This is a genomic window from Kluyvera huaxiensis, from assembly GCF_040149365.1.
Taxonomy (GTDB): domain Bacteria; phylum Pseudomonadota; class Gammaproteobacteria; order Enterobacterales; family Enterobacteriaceae; genus Kluyvera; species Kluyvera intermedia_A.
Map to the genome: position 1 here is coordinate 155,690 of NZ_JBEFLV010000010.1, position 20,343 is coordinate 176,032.

The following is a 20,343-nucleotide window of genomic DNA, read 5'->3' on the forward strand; positions in this document are numbered from 1 at the left end:
GAGACTGGCATGATTAACCCTAATCCAAAACGTTCCGACGAGCCGGTATTCTGGGGCCTGTTTGGCGCAGGTGGCATGTGGGGCGCGATTATCGCCCCGGTTATTGTGCTGCTGGTTGGCATTATGCTGCCGCTGGGTCTGGCACCGGCTGATGCTTTTAGCTACGAACGCGTACTGGGTTTTGCCCATAGCCTGATTGGCCGTGCGTTTATCTTCCTGATGATTGTTCTGCCGCTGTGGTGTGGTCTGCACCGTATTCACCATGCGATGCATGATCTGAAGATCCACGTCCCGAACGGGAAATGGGTGTTCTACGGCCTGGCAGCCATTCTGACGGTGGTGACGCTAGTCGGGGTACTATTTATCTAACTGTGTGCCGCCTCCCGGCGGCGCTACGCTTGGCCGGGCTACAGGATTCTGTGTTCTTTGTAGCCCGGCCAAGCGTAGCGCCGCCGGGGAAACGACTACCGCATTAATGCGCGCTCAACTTCAAGCCAATAATCCCCATGACAATCAGCGCAAGACTGACAATACGCATTGGGCTCGCTGACTCACCTAACAGCAAAATCCCAGTGATAGCTGCACCAACCGCACCGATTCCCGTCCAGACCGCATAGGCCGTTCCTACCGGCAGACTTTTCATCGCCCATGACAACATGGCCATGCTGACCACCATCGCCGCGATCGTAATGGCGCTCGGCACCAGTCGGCTAAAACCATGGGTATATTTCAGGCCAACGGCCCACACCACTTCAAGAAGACCAGCAACAAAGAGAATTATCCAGGGCATATCAGGCTCCATAAGAATGGGGCCGTCCCCAAGTGCGATACGCTTACGGGTCGTCCCGTAAGGTGTTTTGTAGAGAAGCAGTATAGGCAAGGTAAAACGACGGTACAACAGCACGTCGTACCGTCAGTCTGGATTTATTGCTGCGCCTTGGTTGCTGCCCCAGAGATCGCGCTACCACCATCAGAAATATCCTGACCAAGACCTCGGGTGGTATTGCATGCCGTTAAAACCGAGGAGAGTACCAGCACCGTAAAAATCGCTGCGATCGCTTTTTTCACCATAATGTCATCCTTATGTCAGTTTTAGTTATCTTGCTTGATAAGCATAGACAACTTCACCCAGCATGTTGGATTTCAGCGATTTTTTTCAGACTAAAACACGGGGAAGTAATGAAATAAGGCAGGGATTGCGGAAGGCAGGCGCAGCACTGCTGCTGCGCCACGGCTCAATACATGAATTACTTCACGCGAGAGACGTATTCGCCAGAGCGAGTATCAACTTTGATCACTTCGCCAATCTGTACGAACAGAGGAACTTTCACGACTGCGCCAGTAGACAGAGTCGCTGGTTTACCGCCGGTACCTGCGGTATCGCCTTTCAGACCTGGATCGGTTTCAACGATTTCCAGTTCAACGAAGTTTGGCGGGGTTACAGAGATAGGCTGACCGTTCCACAGGGTCACGATGCATTCAGCCTGATCCAGCAGCCATTTAGCGTTATCGCCAACGGCTTTCTCATCGGCAGCCAGCTGCTCGAAGGTTTCGTTGTTCATGAAGTGCCAGAACTCACCGTCGGTATACAGGAAGGTCAGGTTCATATCGGCAACATCTGCACCTTCAGCGGAGTCGGTAGACTTGAAGGTTTTCTCTACACGAGTACCGGTCAGCAGGCGGCGCAGTTTAACACGTGCGAATGCCTGACCTTTACCCGGCTTAACGAATTCACTGGCTTCAACCGCGTACGGTTCGCCGTCCATCATGATTTTAAGACCAGCACGAAAATCGTTGCTATAGTAAGTCGCCATAAGGCCCTCTGAAATTGTTAAATGGTAGCTAAGCCACAAAATGGCGCATATTGTAACCCTAAATACCCCATCCAGAGAAGATTGGTTGATGCAACTTGCCGATGTTCTCACCGATCCGGATGAATTATTGCGTCTTCTGAATATAGACGCTGATGAAAATTTGCTCGCTGGCCGTGAAGCTAAGCGCCTTTTCGCCCTGCGCGTTCCACGTGCGTTCGTGGCGCGAATGGAAAAAGGCAATCCTGACGATCCGCTTTTACGTCAGGTACTTACCTCGCAAGAAGAGTTTATCACCGCGCCAGGTTTTTCCACCGACCCGCTGGAAGAACAGCACAGCGTGGTACCGGGGTTGCTGCATAAATACCGCAATCGCGCGTTATTGCTGGTCAAAGGCGGCTGCGCGGTAAATTGTCGTTATTGCTTCCGTCGCCACTTCCCGTACGCCGATAATCAGGGCAATAAGCGCAACTGGCAGGCAGCTCTCGACTACGTGAGTGCACACCCTGAACTGGATGAAATCATCTTCTCCGGCGGCGATCCCCTGATGGCAAAAGATCATGAGCTAGACTGGCTGCTCACTCAGCTTGAGTCTATCCCGCATATCAAACGCCTGCGTATCCACAGCCGTTTGCCGATCGTTATCCCCGCACGCATTACCGATACACTGATCAGCCGCTTTGAGCGTTCATCACTGCAGATCCTGCTGGTAAATCATATTAACCACGCCAACGAAATCGGCGCGGAATTCCGTACCGCCATGGCAAATCTGCGCCGGGTGGGCGTGACGTTGCTCAATCAAAGCGTCTTACTACGCGGTGTTAACGATAACGCGCAAGCGTTGGCCAATCTCAGTAATGCGCTATTTGACGCCGGCGTGATGCCTTATTACCTGCACGTGCTGGATAAAGTGCAGGGTGCAGCTCATTTCCTCATTAGTGATGATGAAGCGCGTGAGATTGTGCGCGAATTACTCACTCTGGTATCCGGTTATATGGTACCTAAACTGGCCCGTGAGATTGGCGGTGAGCCGAGTAAAACGCCGTTGGATCTCCAGCTGCGCCAGCGCTAATACCTCGAATATAGATGGGCTTAAGTCTGTCTATATTCTCCACGCATCATAATAGACTGTGTTATTTTGGAAACTTCAACAAAATCAAACCATATCAATAAGTTAATTTAATGATTAACTGAGAAATGGTTAAGGAGAACCGTTTGTCGATCACAATGATGGGTATTAACGCCGGCGTTATCCGCCAGGATAAAAACTTTATTGCGCTAGCGCTGAAAGTGAAGTCATCACGTAATCAAGAGTCGCTATTCTTTCTGCCGGTTATCGTTCTAAAAGATCTGCTGATCGCGTTGGAATCTCGCCTATCACAACTTCCGCAACTGAACGCTGAAAAGCGCCGCCAGTACGAAAAACTACGTGATAAAGCCGTCCAGAAAATGCATCAGAATATCCCCTCGATTCAACAGCTCGAGCTGGAGCAGGCTGACATCAACCAACGTGTCAATATTCTGTCTCTGACGCAGCATGATGCCGATACCATGACCTTCTCGCTAAAATTGCAGTCAGGTAAAAGTATTGAGCTAGTGGTTGATCTGCTGCAGATGGAATTACTGGTTACCGTGATGATCCACGCGGTGAACAATGCTGAAATGCACGAACTTACTTCACGCCTTGCATCGATAATGGACTTCCTGCCACTTTACGATGTGGACCACCGCGATAGTGGCAATCTGGAATACGATGCCTACGACCATCCGGCGTGGAAGCGAAATCTGTTTGTGCACCATCTGGCTGTGCTCTATCGCTACACCGATACCGAAGGTAAAGAACAGTTTTGTGGGACGTTGATTAAAACACGGAGTAAACCGGGTTCAAAAGAGGTTGAGGAGATTTCTCGCCGTCTTCTGGATTTCAGCCCACGGCTGAAAAAACTTTCTGGCACATCGTGTCAGGTATTCGTCAGAATGCTGTCGTCAGAGAAGAATAAAACGTTCACTCCCGATGCCTGTATGCAGGCGCTCCATCAGCTACAGCAAAACGCGGCAAAAGCCAAGGACTGACTGTGCGTCAGTATAACAGTGCACAAATCTGTCAAAAGGTTTGAAACTGGGTTATTTGTTATGCAGACATAAATGGGTCTAGCCGTCATTCAGCTCGCCCATTTCACCCAATCATATTTTCAATTGCCTCATGTTCATTGCCCCTAAACGCCTCATCATACCTACGTTTAGCCCTTACCTCAGACAGGACAAAAAAGTTCGGACAATTCGCAAAATGCTGCTCTTAAGAAGGCAAACCACAAGGATCTACGAGAGCATAAGTCCCTTTTTTTGGGAAAAATAAAAATATCAATTGTCGGCATGCAAAAGATAATTCGTCTGCCGGGTACAGACCTGGCAGACTGCAGTTTTATTTTATGGATTAGAGGTATCAACAGGCGGTAGTTAACAATCAAAACACAATTAATGCGCCCATGATTTTGCATAAGATGTTCCATAAACATAAAATATAGAAAAACCACCTTTTATTATTTATAGAAATAGATAGAGAATGTTTGCGATTAGCATAGCCAGAAAAATGGGCAATATCCATTTCGGTAGCATAAATGTCACTACTTTTCTGTCGTTGATATTTTCATTTACATGCTTCTCTGCAGGTAAATCACCATTCTGCTTCGCTGAATAATCTATTGATGAAGATGAACTCATCACCTTATTATTAACTTTATCATCAAATTCCACTTCATCATTTTTAAAAAACAAAGAAATATGTACATTTGAAGAGATCACAAATCCTCGCTGCCTAACCGTAATAATAATATCCTGTGATAGACCTGCTTTAACCAAGGATTTCCTAAGCAACGATATGTTTTGATAAAATGTGTTTTGGGAAACAACAATACCTCTTGTTTTCCATACTGAATCCAGAAACTCTTCGCGGGATACAACCCGATTACTGCTCTCCAGAAGAAGTTGCAGGCAACGCGCGGTTGGTGCATTTAAACTCACGCCTTCGCCTTTTTTTCCAAGAGGTTGCAGCATATTCATATTTGTATCAAAAATAACTTCATCATTAATAATATATTGATTGAATACCATAGTCCTTCCCCGTCCTCATTAGTTTCATGAAATAACGATGAATTAAATTCAAGTTTAACTTCACAAATCATAAAGCAGTCTTACAACCCTATAAGACTGGATAATTCATAGATTGTTTAAGGCATAAATACATGGTGGTGTAGCCGTAACAAAGGCAAGGTTAACATGATATTTCCCGCAAGTGAAAGTCAGATTTTATCTCTATCCGTCTCACCATCAGAAATTAACCGACCAGGGCAAAGAATGAATCCTCAGTTCTCACCGAATCCATTTTTAAATTCAGAAACAATTCATATGCATTTTTTTTCTTCGCCCACTAAGATTGCCATCGCTCCAGGTCATTGAGCAAATGTAGATACCCATACGGTTATACGTTCAGCTTGAGACAGGACAAAAATGGCGATACCCGGAGAGTTAGAAAAACGATGTGTTAATTATTAATAAACGCAACTAATTAACCATCGGACCAGGTATCGATTCAGGACTTGAGTATTTACAAATGGATTAAGTAAATGAAAAAAACAATTGTAGCTGTAATGGTCGCAGCTTCTGCAATCGTCAGTGCACAGGCAATGGCAACAAATACGGCTGAAGTAACTATCCTGGGTGAAGTTACTGACTCACAAACCTCATGCGTAATCACCCCAACGGGTACGCTGAACAACGGTATCGTGCGTTTAACGACCGTCACGACTGCCGAAGCAAACGGCAAAGCAGCAAACACGCTGTTTAAAACTTCAAAATTCGGTTTTGATGTTAAAGACTGCGCCGTCGGCGGCCCTGATGAAAACAAGGTGACAGGTCTGACTGTTAATGTAACCGGCACAACCAGTTCAAGCTCCGATATTCTTGATAACACCGCAGACGATCCAGCTAGCGGCATCGGCATCGGTATCCAGAAAGCCACCGACGCAACTCGCGTTGTATTTGATGGTTCCAGCTCTATGAGCGAGTCCTATACCCCAGGTGAGGTTACCCACCTGAACTATATGGCTGGTTATGTGAAGGTTAACGCCGTAGACCCAATTACCGAAGGTCAGGTTAAAGGTGTAGCTACTTTCACCATTGATTACACCATCTAATTTACTGAGGGCCTGGTTGCGATAACAGGCCCTTATTATCTGTTGAGAAATGGATATGCTCAGAAAACTACTCTATAGCGCTATTATTTTTTCTCTATGCCTAAGTGCGACCGTGCGCGCAGGTATTGTCATTGAATCGACTCGTTATCTCTATAAAGAAGGTGATCGCGAAATCACTGCTCAAATAGAAAATAAAGATGAAATCCCTTACCTGATAAAATCATGGATCGAAACGGCTAAAGGAACCCCCCCTGCATTCATGGCTACGCCACCTTTATTCCGACTGGAGGGTAAGCAAAAAAACACTGTTCGTATATTTTCGTCTGGAAATATAAATGCACCAACAGATCGCGAATCAACCTATTACTTTAATATAATGGCAATTCCACCATCGGATGATACCTATGCTGAAAACAATACAATACAGCTTGCTGTACGTCATCGAATGCGTTTGATCTATAGACCTAAATCTTTGTCTAGCTTATCCATCAATAATGAAGCTAAAAAAATAGGCTGGCATAAGGGTGGCAACAAACTAACCATCAATAACCCAACACCTTTTTTTTACTATTTTAATTCGGTAACCATCGGTGGTAAGGAGATAAAAAATGAAATCAACTCTATTCCCCCACTGACATCGAAAGACGTAATACTAAAAACAAACATCACTGGTTCCAGTGTCTCATGGAAGATAATGAATGATTTCGGCGGTGCTGGGTCACTCTATTCATCATCACTGTAATAAAACAATGCATTATAAAGGGATGTGTTTATGCACAATAAAAACAAGAGCCTTTGCAGATCACCAAAATTATTTATGGCAATGCTTCCGGCATTGCTATTTGGTTTAAATAACAAAGCGCAGGCCCGCGATTTTTTCGACCCTTCATTTATCAACGCCTCAAATGGTGGTGATGTAACTAACATCCCTGATTTATCCGTTTACCAGGGTACAAACACCCAAGCGCCTGGCGACTATCGTGTAGATATTGTTTTTAATGGCCGCTATCTTGAAACCAAGAATGTCCGCTTTGTCACTAATGATAGCAACATTGCAGCTGAAAATACCAATACGGTAAAACTCACACCTTGCTTGAGCCTCAGCGCACTATCTGAATATGGTGTAAAAGTTAAAGCATTTCCGAACCTGGTTGAAGATAACCGTGGCTGTTCTAACCTGAGCGCAATTCCAGACGCCAGTACGCTTTTCGATTTTTCATCACAGCGGCTGGACATTTCAATTCCACAAGCTGCAATGTTTACTACAGCCCAGGACTATATTCCTCCGGACAAATACGATGATGGCATTAATGCCATGATCCTTAACTATCAGTTCAGTGGTTCTGAGGATTATCAAAGTGACGAAGAATATTACAGCCTCAACTTACAGTCAGGTCTCAACCTTGGTCCATGGCGTATACGAAATCTAAGCACATGGAACAAAAGCAATAGTGATGCTGGCGATTGGGACTCAGCATATCTCTATATGCAGCGCAGTTTAATGGCAATAAACAGCAACATCGTTGTCGGAGAAAGCTCGTCACTCTCATCGATATTTGACAGTGTTCCATTTACCGGTCTGCAGGTCGCAACCGATACCTCAATGCTGCCAGAGAGCATGCGTGGTTACGCGCCAATAATCCGTGGGATCGCCAAAACCAACGCACGAGTGATAATCAAACAGAACGGCTATCAGGTATATCAGACCTACGTCGCGCCGGGAGCCTTCGAAATTACGGATATGTATCCCAGCGGGGGTAGTGGGGATTTGTATGTAACTGTTGAAGAGTCTGATGGCTCAACGCAAAGCTTTGTCGTGCCATTTGCCACCCTGCCGGTGATGGTCAGGGAAGGCCAGTTTCAGTATGAAATTACCTCTGGTCAATACCGTCCCTATGACAATGATGTAGACAATACGCCGTTTACGCAGGCGACGTTAACCTATGGTTTGTCGACCAATACCACGGCGTACGGGGGCATTCAGGCCGCGTCAAAATACCAGGCTCTGACTGGAGGTCTGGGATACAGCTTGGGTGACTTTGGTGCCGCCTCGGCAGACCTTACTCAGGCGTGGTCAAAAGAGCAGGATAAAGACAAAACATCGGGGCAATCGTGGCGTATCCGATACGGTAAAAACATTCTGGAAACGGGAACCAACGTCACTATTGCTGGTTATCGTTACTCCACCAGCGGCTTCCATACCCTATCCGAAGTGCTGGATACTTACACCTCTGATTCAAATTACTCATCGCCCCACTCCCTGCGTAATCGCACTAACCTAACCGTAAACCAAAGCCTCGGCAAATCATTGGGTAGCATCTCAATTAGCGGATTAATTGAAGATTACTGGGACGAGCAACGAACTAACCGCTCTATCAACGTCGGCTACAACGGTGGCTGGAGAGGAATCAACTATTACATTGGCTATAGCTATAACCGCTATACATGGAATTCCGACAGCTCAGATAAAGATGCTCAGGACGACCAGAGAGTGACGTTGACGGTGACCATTCCGTTCAGCAACTGGCTTCCTGGTTCTTATGCAAGCTATCAGCTCACCAACAGCAGTCCGGGGGCAACAGATCAATACGTAACCGTTGGCGGTGTTGGGTTAGAAAATGACAGCCTCGATTGGAGCGTGCAGGAAGGCTATAACAATAGGTCATTCAACAGCGGCGATTTACGGGCCACTTATACGGCTTCACACGGTAGCGCCAATGCTGGATATAGTTACAACCACGATAGCCAACGCATCGACTATGGTGCGGACGGCAGTATCGTTGCCCATGCCAACGGCCTCACCTTTGGGCAACAAATTACCGATGCTGCAGTGCTAGTTCAAGCACCGGGTCTGGATGACGTTAAGTTAACCAGCGACGCCACGATTACAACGGATTATCGCGGCTATGCCATCGTGCCTTATGTTACTCCGTATCGTAGTACCGATATTACGCTGGACAGTACTAGCCTGGGGGATGATATGGAATTGCCGCAGACAACCCAGTCCGTCGTACCGACTCATGGGGCAATTGTTCGAGCCAGCTACAGTGGCAATATTGGGCAGCGTGCTTTTATTTATCTGAAAACGGCAGATGGCAAAGATATTCCGTATGGCGCCATGGTCTCCTTGAATAACAACACTCAGGCACAAACTGGAATCGTTAGCGACGCCGGTATGGTCTATCTGGCAGGTCTGCAACAAACAGGGATACTGAAGGTTCAATGGGGTGAAGGACCTAACCAGCGTTGTCATGCCAGCTTCAATCTTCCAGACCGGAATGGCCAGCAGGCTAGAATCAACCAGACATCAGCTATCTGCCGCTAATATTCAGACAAGGACGATGATCAATGAATAAACTATTTATCCTGTTAGTGATACTAATTTGCGCAAACAATGCAATGGCAAAATGTACGTATGATGGTAGCATCCGACGCCAGGTATTATCACTTTCACCACGTATTGCGCTAGATCCCTCTATTCCAGTTGGGGCTGTACTTTATTCCAAAAAATTTGGTACCGGGGCCTATAAAACTTTTACATGCAGTAAAATTATGAATGACCAGTACATCATTGATTCAACTGCATCAGCGATCCCCGGTGTCACAGGGATTCAGGGTAAACCCGTGTATGAGACGGGTATTGACGGAATTGGTTATCAGGTTTCAGACATTCTGCTCAGCAAGAATGGTTCATTGGTACCAGCCGTCGTCGGCTCAACGCTCGTCCCCGTCGAAAATACTACAGAAGAAAATAGCTATAAATTTATCACCGTATGGCTGATCAAAACTAAACCGATCATCGACACTAACAGCACAAGTATAAATCCCGCTATTAGCTTCTCTGCCGGTAATCCACAAACTAACCCTAACCCCAACGACCGACTGCTTTACCAGGCAACGATAAAATTATCTAATTTGAATTACAAAAATACTTCCTGCAATGTTTCTGTCGCAGGCTCCAGCCAGATAACGCTGAAAAAAATCAGTAAAGATAATCTAATGTCGGTAGCCCGTGGCGGGATTACACCGTCACAAAAGACCATTACTATGGACCTAAATTGCCCTCAGGAATCTCTCGGCACTACGGTAACTTACTGGTTTAACCCTATAAGCGGGGCAAGTGCATCCGGCGATGGCATCATAGATAACCAGATAACCGGAGCAGGAGCTGCTCAAAAAGTGGGTATCATTATCAAGAAAGGCAACACACCAGTTGAATTCTATAACACCGATGACTACCAAATCGCCAACGTGAAATCCTCCCAATCCTTTGACTTCACAGCTGACTACTATCGTTTTAGCGATAATGCTGCAGAAGTATCATTAGGTAATGTTAAAGCAATATTCCAGGTTGTCATTCAGGAACAATAGTTTCTAAATAGCCGAAAAGAGCTTGATGTAGCAATATTAATTTCATCTGCATCAAGCTCTCTTTCAACAGCATTCACCTGGATGAATGTTTTCTGCACTATATCAGTAACCCCATGTCAATTCATAAGCCATGACATCACTAATAACAACCAAATAAAAAACCTTCACTTTAGTGATTAGCAGCAAAAATATGCAGAGCCAATTATCTTCAGTAAAAATTTATCTAAGCGTTTTAAACCAAGAATGTTGCCACATGGGGCGTTGGTCGTGAATTCATCAACAATTCATGTTAATTCAGTTGATGGCAAACATCTTCATCGCTATTTTTCTCTTCGCTGGTTACGACTAATCGTAGTAGCGGTATTTTAAGCTTATCTTTATTAATTAAAGGAATAAATATGAAACAATTATCTGTAATGGAAATGGATGCTGTCTCCGGTGGGCGCTATACCTGGAATTTCTCGTCTGTCAGCAATGCAGTCACCTCCGTTGTCACTAACGGTATTTCCGCAGCTGCGGGCATTGTAGGTGGTGCAGCTGCTGGCGCTGCAATTGGTACTATCATTGGCGGTGCTCATGGTGGCGACGGTGGTGGTATTCTCGGCGTAGGTTCTATCGGTCAGGGGGTTGGTATGATTTATGGCCTCGCTGCAGGTGCAGTAATTGGAGGGATCGCTGGCGGGCTGGCAGGCTTTGATGACGTATATAATTACGGTACCGCATTCATTGATGGGGCGATAGAAGGCACCTTTGTTCCTTGGGCCTAATACGATAATTTGGCTTTAATATAAAGGTCCGCAATGCGGACCTTTTATAATGCCAACGTTGCCAGATGATATCTAAAATAAATGACTAGCCATTTTTTTAAACGAATTAAAAAGTAACTCATAATGTTGAATAATCTTTATCGCAAGGAAGCGGTTGAATACAAGAAAAACCACTGGAAGGGAAAAGCGCTACTTTTAGCTGGCCTACCCGCGTGGATAATACTACTACTCTCTGCGCTCTTTTTAATCATCTTGATAGCAACAATAACTTTCTGTTCGTTCACTCAACGAATTGATGTCCGTGGGGAGGTCATTACGTTGCCGCATTCCGTCAATGTTTTCGCTCCTCAACAGGGTTCAGTCGTTAATCAGTTTGTGAAAATTGGCGACCTGGTGCAAAAAAACTCACCGCTGTATGAAATTGATGTGTCTAGAAACACTTCCAGTGGTAACGTCAGTGCCACACAGATTGGCGTTATCAACGAGAAAATTACTAACTCACAGGGAATAATTGAAAAATTAACCAGAAATAAAAATGAAACCGTCAGTGCAATTGAGTCACAGCTTAAAACCGCTGCCGAGTCATTGAAAGAAACTAACCGAATGCTGAATAATACACTGATGGGATTAAAAAAAATGCATGACAACCTGTCAAGCTACGATGGATATCTAAAAAAGGGATATATTACTAAAGATCAGTATAACTACCAGCACTCACTCTACTTCCAGCAACAAAGTGCTTATCAGTCTTTGATAAGTCAAAAAATGCAGCTTGAGTCTCAGTTAACTCAACTCAATAGCGACAAAATAACTAAAGCCGCTGATTTCGATAATCAAATATTAAACCAAAACAACCAGACTAACGATTACAAAAATCAACTCGTTGAATCAAATGCAAGCGGCAACTTGATAATTAAAGCAATGACCGAGGGTCGCATTGATTCTCTATCAGTCACCAAAGGGCAAATGGTTGATAATGGAAGCAGCCTTGCACAAATAAAGCCAATAGGGAAAATCGAGTATTACCTTATTATTTGGCTGCCAAACAATGCTATTCCTTATGTTCAATCGGGTGACACCATCAACATTCGCTATGATGCATTCCCAGCGGATAAATTTGGTCAATTCCCGGGCCAGGTGATGTCAATTTCATCCATGCCTGCGTCGCGCAAGGAACTGTCCGAATACACTAACGTTAACAATGGGGCGGTTCAGCAGGAACTCGCACTTTATAAAGCAACAATAAAAATTAAAAATCAAGATTTTGAATATAATGGAAAGAAACTCAGCCTCTCTGATGGGCTCAAAGCACAGGCTGTTATATTTCTTGAAAAACGACCTCTTTATATGTGGATGTTTACTCCGTTTTATAAAATGACCCAAAGCATAAGCGGGCCTATCGATGACTAATAACTTATTTAAAAATATAATATCTAAGATTGATTTTTCGTTGCGGAAAAAGACTTCAGTTATATTGCAATCTGAAGCAACAGAGTGTGGCATAGCCTGCCTGGCGATGATCTGCAGTTTTTATGGTCAGCATATTGACCTCTTTAACTTCCGCCACCATTACGGTAGCCCTTCACAAGGTTCAAGCCTGCTATCACTAAGTCAGACAGCCGGACAGGCCGGTTTAAAGAGTCATGCACTCACTTTAGATCTGAATGAAATTAAGCAGTTAAAACTTCCCTGCATCATTCATTGGGAAATGAACCACTATGTGGTGCTGACCAAAGTCTGTAAATCCAGCTATATCATTCATGATCCATCATTAGGCAAACGAATCATTGGCCTGCAGGAGATGTCTAACCATTTCACCGGCATAGCATTAGAGCTCTGGCCAGATCAAAATTTTCAACAAAAAAAGGTCAAATCTCGGCTACGTCTGTTAGACCTGATGAACAACATTGTCGGTTTAAAGTCTGTACTACTAAAGATTTTCGCTTATTCCATCGTGATCGAAGCAATAGGTTTATTACTGCCAGTAGGGACTCAATTGGTTACTGACCACGTCATCATGGCTCACGATCAAAACTTATTATCAATTATTTGTATAGGGCTCGTTTTTTTTACATTATTCCGCACTTTTATCAGTATGTTGCGATCATGGACTTCGTTGACGCTGAATACACTGACCAATATTCAATGGAAAACATCGTTATTTGATCACCTGACTAACCTGCCCTTGTCATTCTTTGAAAAAAGGCATCTTGGTGATATTCAGTCCCGCTTTTCATCACTGGATACTATTCGCTCAACCTTCACAAGTAGCATCGTAACCGGAATTATGGACTCAATCATGACTGTCGGGCTAATTATCATGCTTACACTGTATGGCGGCTGGCTGGTATGGGTCGTGGTAGGCTTTACCTTTTGCTATGCATTAATGCGGTTGCTGACTTACCGTTTTTACCGCCGCGTTGCTGAAGAACAGGTCGTGAAAGGAGCGCGGTCCGGTTCGCATTTTATGGAGTCGCTGTACGGCATTGCAACAATCAAAGCGCTCAATCTCCAAGGACGTCGCTCCCAGCACTGGCTAAATCTCAATATTGACGCCTGTAATGCCGGTATTAAACAAACACGATTCGATATGCTGTTTGGCGGTATAAACACTCTCATTACGTCAATCGATCAAGTCGTCATACTGTGGCTTGGTGCAATTATGGTCATCGATAATAATATGACGTTGGGTATGTTTATGGCGTTTAATGCCTATCGAGGCCAGTTTTCTCAACGAGCTTCAAGCTTAATCGATCTTTGTATGCAGCTACGAATGCTGTCATTGCATAACGAACGTCTTTCAGAAATTGTGTTCTGTGAACCGGAAAAATCATTGCCCCCGCGTCGCGTTTTTTCTGAAGGCGCAGGAGCTCGGCTTGAGATTAAAAATCTCAGCTACCAATACGATCCTTTTTCACAACCCATTATTTCAAACCTGAACCTCAACATAGCTCCCGGCGAATCGGTTGCTTTAATCGGGCCATCCGGAGTGGGAAAAACAACGCTTCTAAAAATTATGTGCGGCCTACTTTCACCGACACAAGGGGATGTATTTGCGGATAATCTCGACATCCAGAAGATTGGCTTAAACAACTATCGACAGGGGATATCCTGCGTGCTTCAGGAAGATCGCCTGTTTTCAGGGTCATTGATCGAAAATATCAGCGGCTTTGATGATAACGTAAAAATGGAATGGATCATTGAATGCACCAGACATTGCAACATCCATGATGAGATTATGAAAATGCCTATGGGGTGTGAAACCATCGTTGGTGAGCTCGGTCTTGGAATTTCAGGAGGACAGAAACAACGCATTCTGATCGCCCGCGCACTCTACCGTAAACCCAGCATTCTTTTTATGGATGAAGCCACCAGTCATTTAGACCTGAATAATGAATCGGCTATCAATCGTTCAATTTCCAGCCTAAGCATCACCCGAATTATCGTTGCGCACCGGCCATCAACAATTGCTTCAGCCGATCGCATCATCGACTTATCACAATATCATTCAATATAGGTTTAACACTAAATGTGGAAAGGAAAATCCTATGCAAAATATTATTAAAGGTATCAACACAGCAGTGATCAAATATGATAATCGCTTTTTATCGCTGCTAATAAAGACTCAACAATCAGACGGCCGATATAAGCATTATTATCTACAAGTTCCTGAATTAATCTCACTACTAATGATTTTGCGCAATCGCATGACGATTGTCGCAAAACGCCTAATTTTTGAAGGGGAGACGTACGGAAAAAACCTCCGAGCCTACTCTGAAATGTTAGTTAACCATACGCCAAAAATAGAGATAGAAGAACTTCAACAGCCCAATCCTGAAAGACGGGTGATGTCACTTATGCTAAAACCGGGAGAATCTATCTCAACCCTTATCGCAACGTTGCAGAATGACATGATTGCCCTTTTGTACATCGACGATATGTTGGCCGGGCCGCTGATCTTGGCTATACAGCAGGCATTAATTCATGCCGACGAAACAGAACTAATTCAACATTGTGCTTCGACGGTGAACCACTTGATGCTTTATACCACCAGTCTGAACAATACCGAAGCTATGAATTACCAGCAGTATCCGCAGGATGATTGGAAGCAATTACTGTTTAACCACCATCTTGCAATCTTATTTTGCTTTAACACGACTGAAGGGAAAAAAATACTTTCCGGCGCGGTAATTAGAACCAGCGTAGATCATCCTTCAGAGGAAGAGAATAATATTGTAATGCATACTCTGGAGAGATACCCCATGCTTCAGGCCACTCGTGATTATAAACGGGCGTGTCAGATTTTTACCCGTGTCATATCCACCCATCCTGAGAAGATACTCACGCGGGAAGAGTGCCTGAGACCATTACATGCCTTTTACCTCGATACGCAGGCCTCTTTGAATGCCTGAACCGTTAAGCCTCTCTCCATTTTCACAGAGGGAGGCTCGATATATCAGTTCGGGCACTTATAAACCTGGCCGTTCATTTCGCTATCGGTAGGAACGAAGCTAGACAGCACGCCTTGCGTCGGGCTGCTTACGCCATAAATCACGTTACCACCCAGTTCAGCCGCATGGTTACGCAGCGCATTCGCCGCACCGCGCATTGAACCACCCTCTGCGCCCTGCTGACCGGATAGCCAGTTACCCTGCGTCCCGGTAGCCGTGCCCATCAGTTGGCACTCTGCACCCGGTTTATCTTCGACAAAGCGCACATTCTGGCCACCTGCGGTCAGCTCCGTGGTAGAGCTACAGCCAGCCAATAACAGCGCTGCGCCAACAATCCCTGCTAAATATTTTACCTGCATGTTATTCCCCATAATCAATGAGCTGGACGCATGTCGTCCGTGTGTAAACCTTATACTAAAAAGATGACCAAAAGAAAAACCCCCGAACATTTCTGCCCGGGGGTTTCTTGGTGCTATGGGGTATAGCGCACGATTACATCATGCCGCCCATACCACCCATACCGCCCATACCGGCAGCACCTAAGTCAGGTGCGTCGCCTTTAGGCAGGTCGGTCACCATACATTCGGTGGTGATCATCAGACCAGCAACGGAAGCGGCGTACTGCAGAGCAGAACGGGTCACTTTAGTTGGGTCCAGGATACCCATGTCGATCATGTTGCCGTATTCTTCGGTTGCTGCGTTGTAACCGTAGTTGCCGTCGCCCGCTTTCACGGTGTTAGCCACTACTGAAGGCTCTTCGCCGCAGTTCAGAACGATCTGACGCAGTGGCGCTTCCATTGCGCGCAGCGCAACTTTGATACCCACGTTCTGGTCTTCGTTCTGGCCACGCAGTTCACCCAGTTTGGACGCTACGCGAATCAGCGCAACACCACCACCGGCAACCACGCCTTCTTCAACCGCAGCACGGGTCGCGTGCAGGGCATCGTCAACGCGTGCTTTTTTCTCTTTCATTTCAACTTCGGTAGCTGCACCGACTTTGATAACTGCAACGCCGCCAGCCAGTTTAGCTACGCGTTCCTGCAGTTTTTCACGGTCGTAGTCAGACGTTGCTTCTTCAATCTGCTTACGGATCTGAGCAACACGGCCCTGAATCGCAGTTTCTTCACCCACGCCATCGATGATGGTGGTGGTGTCTTTGTTGATCACAACGCGTTTTGCCTGGCCCATGTCTTCCAGGGTCGCTTTTTCCAGCTCCATACCGATCTCTTCAGAGATAACGGTACCGCCGGTCAGGGTTGCGATGTCCTGCAGCATAGCTTTACGACGGTCGCCGAAGCCAGGTGCTTTAACCGCAGCCACTTTCACGATGCCACGCATGGTGTTAACTACCAAGGTAGCCAGCGCTTCGCCTTCAACATCTTCAGCAATGATCAGCAGTGGTTTGCCTGCTTTCGCAACGGCTTCCAGAACTGGCAGCATTTCGCGGATGTTGGAGATTTTTTTGTCAGCCAGCAGGATGAACGGGCTTTCCAACTCAACAGCACCGGTTTCTGGTTTGTTGATGAAGTATGGGGACAGGTAGCCGCGGTCGAACTGCATACCTTCAACGACGTCCAGCTCGTCTTCCAGGCCAGTGCCGTCTTCAACGGTAATAACGCCTTCTTTGCCCACTTTATCCATCGCTTCAGCGATCAGTTTACCCACGGTTTCGTCGGAGTTAGCTGAGATGGTACCAACCTGAGCGATAGCTTTAGAATCAGAGCAAGGTACGGACAGCGCTTTCAGTTCTTCAACAGCGGAAGCGACAGCTTTGTCGATACCACGTTTCAGGTCCATTGGGTTCATGCCCGCAGCAACAGCTTTCAGACCTTCAGTGATGATTGCCTGAGCCAGTACGGTTGCGGTGGTGGTACCGTCGCCTGCAGCGTCGTTCGCTTTAGAGGCAACTTCTTTCACCATCTGCGCGCCCATGTTTTCGAACTTGTCTTCCAGTTCGATTTCACGTGCTACGGAAACACCATCTTTAGTGATGGTTGGTGCACCGAAAGATTTGTCCAGAACCACGTTACGGCCTTTAGGGCCCAGGGTTACTTTAACTGCATCTGCCAGTACGTTAACGCCGCGCAGCATTTTCACACGAGCGTCGTTACCAAATTTTACGTCTTTAGCTGCCATTTCTTCTATTCCTCAAATTCGTTCGCGCGTTACTTACGCTTCAACAATTGCCAGGATGTCGCTTTCAGACATGATCAACACTTCTTCATTGTCGATCTTCTCAGATTTCACGCCGTAGCCGTCGTTGAAAATCACGATGTCACCAACTTTAACGTCCAGCGGCTGCACGGTTCCGTTTTCCAGAATGCGGCCCTTACCGACAGCGATGATTTCGCCACGAGTTGATTTAGCTGCTGCAGAACCGGTCAGCACGATGCCGCCTGCAGATTTGGTTTCAACTTCTTTACGTTTGACGATCACACGATCATGTAGCGGACGAATACTCATTGATAGCTCTCCTTTGAGAAAGTCATTATCAGTTATGGATGACGCCGGGCCGTACACGGTTTTCCGGCTAGTGCCAGAGAGATGGGGGTGTTCTTTTCCCCTTCAAGGGGGAAACCTAAAAAAAATTTTTTACCGACGGACAATCACGATAAATCACTGAAATACGTGCTGACTACAGCACAATGGCGCGGGGTCATCACCCAACCCGATGTGGTAAAATCGAGCTCTTTTTTAGGGCGTAGGCGAAGGGCATGGCAGAACTAAAACAAGAGCTTGGGTTAGCTCAGGGAATCGGATTATTGTCGACGTCGCTGTTGGGCACCGGCGTCTTTGCCGTACCAGCACTGGGTGCGTTGGTGGCTGGCAACAACAGCCTGTGGGCCTGGCCTGCGTTGATTGTATTGGTGTTTCCGGTAGCGATTGTTTTCGCCCTACTTGGCCGCCACTTCCCCAGCGCTGGCGGCGTCGCACACTTTGTCGAGATGGCCTTTGGTCCTCGTCTGGCTCGCGTGACCGGCTGGCTATTTCTCTCGGTCATCCCCGTTGGCCTACCTGCTGCCTTACATATCGCCTCTGGATTCGCACAGGCGCTATTCGGCTGGCACGGCTGGCAGTTGCTGATGGCCGAAGTCGCCACGCTGGGTATCATTTGGTGGCTCGGCTCACGCGGCGCCAGTTCCAGCGCCAATATCCAAACGCTGGTTGCCATCATGATTGTTGCGCTGCTGGCAGCCATTTGGATCTACGGCGATATCGCGGTAAGTGAGATCCCTTTCCCGGCGCTCGCGGAAATTAACCATTCACAGCTGTTTGCCGCCCTGTCAGTGATGTTCTGGTGCTTTGTTGGCCTCGAGGCCTTCGCGCATATGGCTTCCGAGTTTCGCCACCCGGAACGTGATTTCCCGCGTGCGCTCATTATCGGCCTGCTGCTAGCCGGCGTGGTTTACTGGGCCTGTACCGTTCTGGTCCTTCATTTTCATGCCTACGGAGCGGCCAATACCGCGGCGGCATCGCTGCCCACTATCGTGGTGCAGTTGTTCGGAGTCAAAGCGCTGTGGGTGGCGAGCGTCATCGGTTTTCTCGCCTGCTTTGCCAGCACCAATATCTATATTCAAAGCTTTGCCCGACTGGTCTGGTCGCAGGCGCAATATAAACCCAGTAGCTACCTCGCGCGCCTGTCGCCAAACCGGGTACCACGCAATGCGCTCAACGTGGTGATTGGTAGCTGCATGGTCAGTACGCTGGCGAGCTATTGGCTCAATATCAATCTCGATGCACTGATCATCTACGCCAACGGCATTTTTATCATGATTTATCTGCTGTGCATGCTGGCGGGCTGCAAGCTGCTCACCGGCCGTTTTCGGGCGCTGTCGGTCATTGGCGTGGCACTGTGCGTCATGCTGCTGGCGATGGTAGGCTGGAAGAGTCTGTATGCCATCGTGATGCTGTTCATGCTGTGGTGGCTGCTGCCTCGGCGGCGCATCGTCACCGCGTAACAACAAAAAAGCCGGAGAGATATCCGGCTTTTTTTTATCACGATAAATTGATTAAGGGCGATTATCGTCTTTGTGGTCAATCTGTTCCGGACGTTCGTCCTTACGCTGATACTCCCCGTCAAAGGTCTGCCCGCTCGTAGTACCACCAGCGAAACCGCCGCCCGGCATACGATTAAAATGCAGATAAGGCATCAGCTTCATGGTCAGGTGTTTTTGCACCGGCGGCAGCAACAGTATCAAACCAAGGAAGTCGGTAAAGAAACCCGGCAGCAGCAGCAGCAAACCAGCGAGGATCAGCGATACGCTTTTGATCATCTCCGCGGCCGGGCTTTCACCCGCCTGCATTTTTTCCTGCATCAGCATCAGGTTTTTGAATCCCTGGTTACGCACCAGCGACATGCCGATAACCGAAGTAAAGATAACCAAAATCAATGTCATCAGGACGCCAAACACATGGGCGACCTGGATAAAAATAGATATCTCAATGTAAACATAGAGAAAAATTGCGATTAACGGTATCCAGCGCACTGGCATCTCCTGTGAGGTAAACAACGCGTACGACGCGCCGGCAGCGATTCATGATTCTGCACTAGATTTAAATGGTGGTAGATCGTCGTATTTCAATCAGCGCAGATGGATAATTTTGTCAACAATCGTCAAGCGGTGATTTATTTCACAAATCAATAATTCTTATCGGGTTCACCAGATAATAAGTGATCCAGATAACTGCAATCCGCTATCATCAGCATATGATCATGGACACCAGGCCGATTAAGGAAATAATCTGCGGT

The 20,343-nt window shown here is 46.6% G+C and carries 20 protein-coding genes; 12 read left to right on the forward strand and 8 right to left on the reverse strand.

Annotated features, from left to right (window positions below):
• Positions 1 to 9: 9 nt before the first annotated feature.
• The gene (frdD, locus tag ABOC97_RS12655; RefSeq protein WP_052284675.1) at positions 10 to 369 is read left to right on the forward strand and encodes a fumarate reductase subunit FrdD; all 360 of its coding nucleotides are present in this window, start codon (positions 10 to 12) and stop codon (positions 367 to 369) included.
• A gap of 103 nt (positions 370 to 472) precedes the next feature.
• Here the strand turns inward: frdD and sugE are convergent, their stop codons facing one another.
• From sugE to efp, 3 genes are all read right to left on the reverse strand, one after another.
• Positions 473 to 790 (reverse strand): quaternary ammonium compound efflux SMR transporter SugE, encoded by a 318-nt coding sequence (gene sugE / locus ABOC97_RS12660; protein WP_234503332.1) that lies wholly within the window; start codon positions 788 to 790, stop codon positions 473 to 475.
• 134 nt (positions 791 to 924) lie between these two features.
• Positions 925 to 1,071, reverse strand: a complete 147-nt coding sequence (gene ecnB, locus ABOC97_RS12665) for a lipoprotein toxin entericidin B (RefSeq protein WP_061284288.1) — start codon at positions 1,069 to 1,071, stop codon at positions 925 to 927.
• 176 nt (positions 1,072 to 1,247) lie between these two features.
• Positions 1,248 to 1,814: an elongation factor P gene (efp, locus tag ABOC97_RS12670; protein WP_052284672.1), complete on the reverse strand. Its 567-nt coding sequence runs from the start codon at positions 1,812 to 1,814 to the stop codon at positions 1,248 to 1,250.
• A 40-nt stretch (positions 1,815 to 1,854) separates the two neighbouring features.
• Here efp and epmB point away from each other — a divergent pair, with 40 nt between their 5' ends.
• Both epmB and yjeJ (ABOC97_RS12680) read left to right on the forward strand, forming a co-directional pair.
• Complete coding sequence (gene epmB / locus ABOC97_RS12675; RefSeq protein WP_349598052.1) at positions 1,855 to 2,883, forward strand: EF-P beta-lysylation protein EpmB; 1,029 nt, start codon at positions 1,855 to 1,857, stop codon at positions 2,881 to 2,883.
• Between the two features lie 143 nt (positions 2,884 to 3,026).
• Positions 3,027 to 3,884 (forward strand): YjeJ family protein, encoded by an 858-nt coding sequence (gene yjeJ, locus ABOC97_RS12680; protein ID WP_349598055.1) that lies wholly within the window; start codon positions 3,027 to 3,029, stop codon positions 3,882 to 3,884.
• A 471-nt stretch (positions 3,885 to 4,355) separates the two neighbouring features.
• On the opposite strand, the gene ABOC97_RS12685 is transcribed toward yjeJ (ABOC97_RS12680), so the two are convergent.
• Entirely contained in the window at positions 4,356 to 4,922 is a 567-nt protein-coding gene (locus tag ABOC97_RS12685) for a winged helix-turn-helix domain-containing protein (protein WP_349598057.1), read from the reverse strand.
• Positions 4,923 to 5,434: 512 nt separating this feature from the next.
• Here ABOC97_RS12685 and ABOC97_RS12690 point away from each other — a divergent pair.
• The 8 genes from ABOC97_RS12690 to yjeJ (ABOC97_RS12725) all read left to right on the forward strand — a co-directional run bounded on the left by ABOC97_RS12690 (position 5,435) and on the right by yjeJ (ABOC97_RS12725) (position 15,554).
• The gene (locus ABOC97_RS12690; protein ID WP_349598060.1) at positions 5,435 to 6,004 is read left to right on the forward strand and encodes a fimbrial protein; all 570 of its coding nucleotides are present in this window, start codon (positions 5,435 to 5,437) and stop codon (positions 6,002 to 6,004) included.
• A 55-nt stretch (positions 6,005 to 6,059) separates the two neighbouring features.
• Positions 6,060 to 6,746 carry a fimbrial biogenesis chaperone gene (locus tag ABOC97_RS12695; protein ID WP_349598063.1) on the forward strand — a complete coding sequence of 229 codons (687 nt, stop codon included), beginning with the start codon at positions 6,060 to 6,062 and terminating at the stop codon, positions 6,744 to 6,746.
• A gap of 30 nt (positions 6,747 to 6,776) precedes the next feature.
• Entirely contained in the window at positions 6,777 to 9,329 is a 2,553-nt protein-coding gene (locus ABOC97_RS12700) for a fimbria/pilus outer membrane usher protein (protein WP_349598066.1), read from the forward strand.
• A gap of 23 nt (positions 9,330 to 9,352) precedes the next feature.
• Positions 9,353 to 10,375, forward strand: coding sequence for a fimbrial protein (locus ABOC97_RS12705; protein WP_349598069.1), 1,023 nt, complete (start codon positions 9,353 to 9,355; stop codon positions 10,373 to 10,375).
• Positions 10,376 to 10,773: 398 nt separating this feature from the next.
• The gene (locus tag ABOC97_RS12710; RefSeq protein ID WP_234503355.1) at positions 10,774 to 11,142 is read left to right on the forward strand and encodes a hypothetical protein; all 369 of its coding nucleotides are present in this window, start codon (positions 10,774 to 10,776) and stop codon (positions 11,140 to 11,142) included.
• Positions 11,143 to 11,265: 123 nt separating this feature from the next.
• The gene (locus ABOC97_RS12715; protein ID WP_349598072.1) at positions 11,266 to 12,552 is read left to right on the forward strand and encodes an HlyD family secretion protein; all 1,287 of its coding nucleotides are present in this window, start codon (positions 11,266 to 11,268) and stop codon (positions 12,550 to 12,552) included.
• On the forward strand, positions 12,545 to 14,659 hold the full coding sequence (locus ABOC97_RS12720) for a peptidase domain-containing ABC transporter (RefSeq protein ID WP_349598075.1): 2,115 nt from the start codon (positions 12,545 to 12,547) through the stop codon (positions 14,657 to 14,659). The genes ABOC97_RS12715 and ABOC97_RS12720 overlap by 8 nt, the downstream gene beginning before the upstream one ends.
• A 31-nt stretch (positions 14,660 to 14,690) precedes the next feature.
• Positions 14,691 to 15,554: a YjeJ family protein gene (yjeJ, locus tag ABOC97_RS12725; protein ID WP_349598078.1), complete on the forward strand. Its 864-nt coding sequence runs from the start codon at positions 14,691 to 14,693 to the stop codon at positions 15,552 to 15,554.
• 44 nt (positions 15,555 to 15,598) lie between these two features.
• Here the strand turns inward: yjeJ (ABOC97_RS12725) and ABOC97_RS12730 are convergent, their stop codons facing one another.
• The 3 genes from ABOC97_RS12730 to ABOC97_RS12740 form a co-directional block, all read right to left on the reverse strand.
• Positions 15,599 to 15,952, reverse strand: a complete 354-nt coding sequence (locus ABOC97_RS12730; protein ID WP_349598081.1) for a DUF4156 domain-containing protein — start codon at positions 15,950 to 15,952, stop codon at positions 15,599 to 15,601.
• A 133-nt stretch (positions 15,953 to 16,085) separates the two neighbouring features.
• Positions 16,086 to 17,729 (reverse strand): chaperonin GroEL, encoded by a 1,644-nt coding sequence (gene groL / locus ABOC97_RS12735; RefSeq protein WP_234503368.1) that lies wholly within the window; start codon positions 17,727 to 17,729, stop codon positions 16,086 to 16,088.
• A 33-nt stretch (positions 17,730 to 17,762) separates the two neighbouring features.
• Positions 17,763 to 18,056 (reverse strand): co-chaperone GroES, encoded by a 294-nt coding sequence (locus ABOC97_RS12740; protein ID WP_003855929.1) that lies wholly within the window; start codon positions 18,054 to 18,056, stop codon positions 17,763 to 17,765.
• Between the two features lie 251 nt (positions 18,057 to 18,307).
• Here ABOC97_RS12740 and yjeH point away from each other — a divergent pair, with 251 nt between their 5' ends.
• On the forward strand, positions 18,308 to 19,552 hold the full coding sequence (yjeH, locus tag ABOC97_RS12745) for an L-methionine/branched-chain amino acid transporter (protein WP_349598089.1): 1,245 nt from the start codon (positions 18,308 to 18,310) through the stop codon (positions 19,550 to 19,552).
• Positions 19,553 to 19,603: 51 nt separating this feature from the next.
• Here the strand turns inward: yjeH and ABOC97_RS12750 are convergent, their stop codons facing one another.
• Entirely contained in the window at positions 19,604 to 20,080 is a 477-nt protein-coding gene (locus ABOC97_RS12750) for an FxsA family protein (RefSeq protein ID WP_349598092.1), read from the reverse strand.
• Positions 20,081 to 20,343 lie beyond the last annotated feature (263 nt).

Bases quoted from the DNA above. Each gene is read 5' to 3' on its own strand.
- frdD (WP_052284675.1), top strand. From the start codon at position 10: ATGATTAACCCTAATCCAAAACGTTCCGACGAGCCGGTATTCTGGGGC.
- sugE (WP_234503332.1), bottom strand. From the start codon at position 790: ATGCCCTGGATAATTCTCTTTGTTGCTGGTCTTCTTGAAGTGGTGTGG.
- ecnB (WP_061284288.1), bottom strand. From the start codon at position 1,071: ATGGTGAAAAAAGCGATCGCAGCGATTTTTACGGTGCTGGTACTCTCC.
- efp (WP_052284672.1), bottom strand. From the start codon at position 1,814: ATGGCGACTTACTATAGCAACGATTTTCGTGCTGGTCTTAAAATCATG.
- epmB (WP_349598052.1), top strand. From the start codon at position 1,855: ATGGCGCATATTGTAACCCTAAATACCCCATCCAGAGAAGATTGGTTG.
- ABOC97_RS12685 (WP_349598057.1), bottom strand. From the start codon at position 4,922: ATGGTATTCAATCAATATATTATTAATGATGAAGTTATTTTTGATACA.
- ABOC97_RS12690 (WP_349598060.1), top strand. From the start codon at position 5,435: ATGAAAAAAACAATTGTAGCTGTAATGGTCGCAGCTTCTGCAATCGTC.
- ABOC97_RS12695 (WP_349598063.1), top strand. From the start codon at position 6,060: ATGCTCAGAAAACTACTCTATAGCGCTATTATTTTTTCTCTATGCCTA.
- ABOC97_RS12700 (WP_349598066.1), top strand. From the start codon at position 6,777: ATGCACAATAAAAACAAGAGCCTTTGCAGATCACCAAAATTATTTATG.
- ABOC97_RS12705 (WP_349598069.1), top strand. From the start codon at position 9,353: ATGAATAAACTATTTATCCTGTTAGTGATACTAATTTGCGCAAACAAT.
- ABOC97_RS12710 (WP_234503355.1), top strand. From the start codon at position 10,774: ATGAAACAATTATCTGTAATGGAAATGGATGCTGTCTCCGGTGGGCGC.
- ABOC97_RS12715 (WP_349598072.1), top strand. From the start codon at position 11,266: ATGTTGAATAATCTTTATCGCAAGGAAGCGGTTGAATACAAGAAAAAC.
- ABOC97_RS12720 (WP_349598075.1), top strand. From the start codon at position 12,545: ATGACTAATAACTTATTTAAAAATATAATATCTAAGATTGATTTTTCG.
- yjeJ (WP_349598078.1), top strand. From the start codon at position 14,691: ATGCAAAATATTATTAAAGGTATCAACACAGCAGTGATCAAATATGAT.
- ABOC97_RS12730 (WP_349598081.1), bottom strand. From the start codon at position 15,952: ATGCAGGTAAAATATTTAGCAGGGATTGTTGGCGCAGCGCTGTTATTG.
- groL (WP_234503368.1), bottom strand. From the start codon at position 17,729: ATGGCAGCTAAAGACGTAAAATTTGGTAACGACGCTCGTGTGAAAATG.
- ABOC97_RS12740 (WP_003855929.1), bottom strand. From the start codon at position 18,056: ATGAGTATTCGTCCGCTACATGATCGTGTGATCGTCAAACGTAAAGAA.
- yjeH (WP_349598089.1), top strand. From the start codon at position 18,308: ATGGCAGAACTAAAACAAGAGCTTGGGTTAGCTCAGGGAATCGGATTA.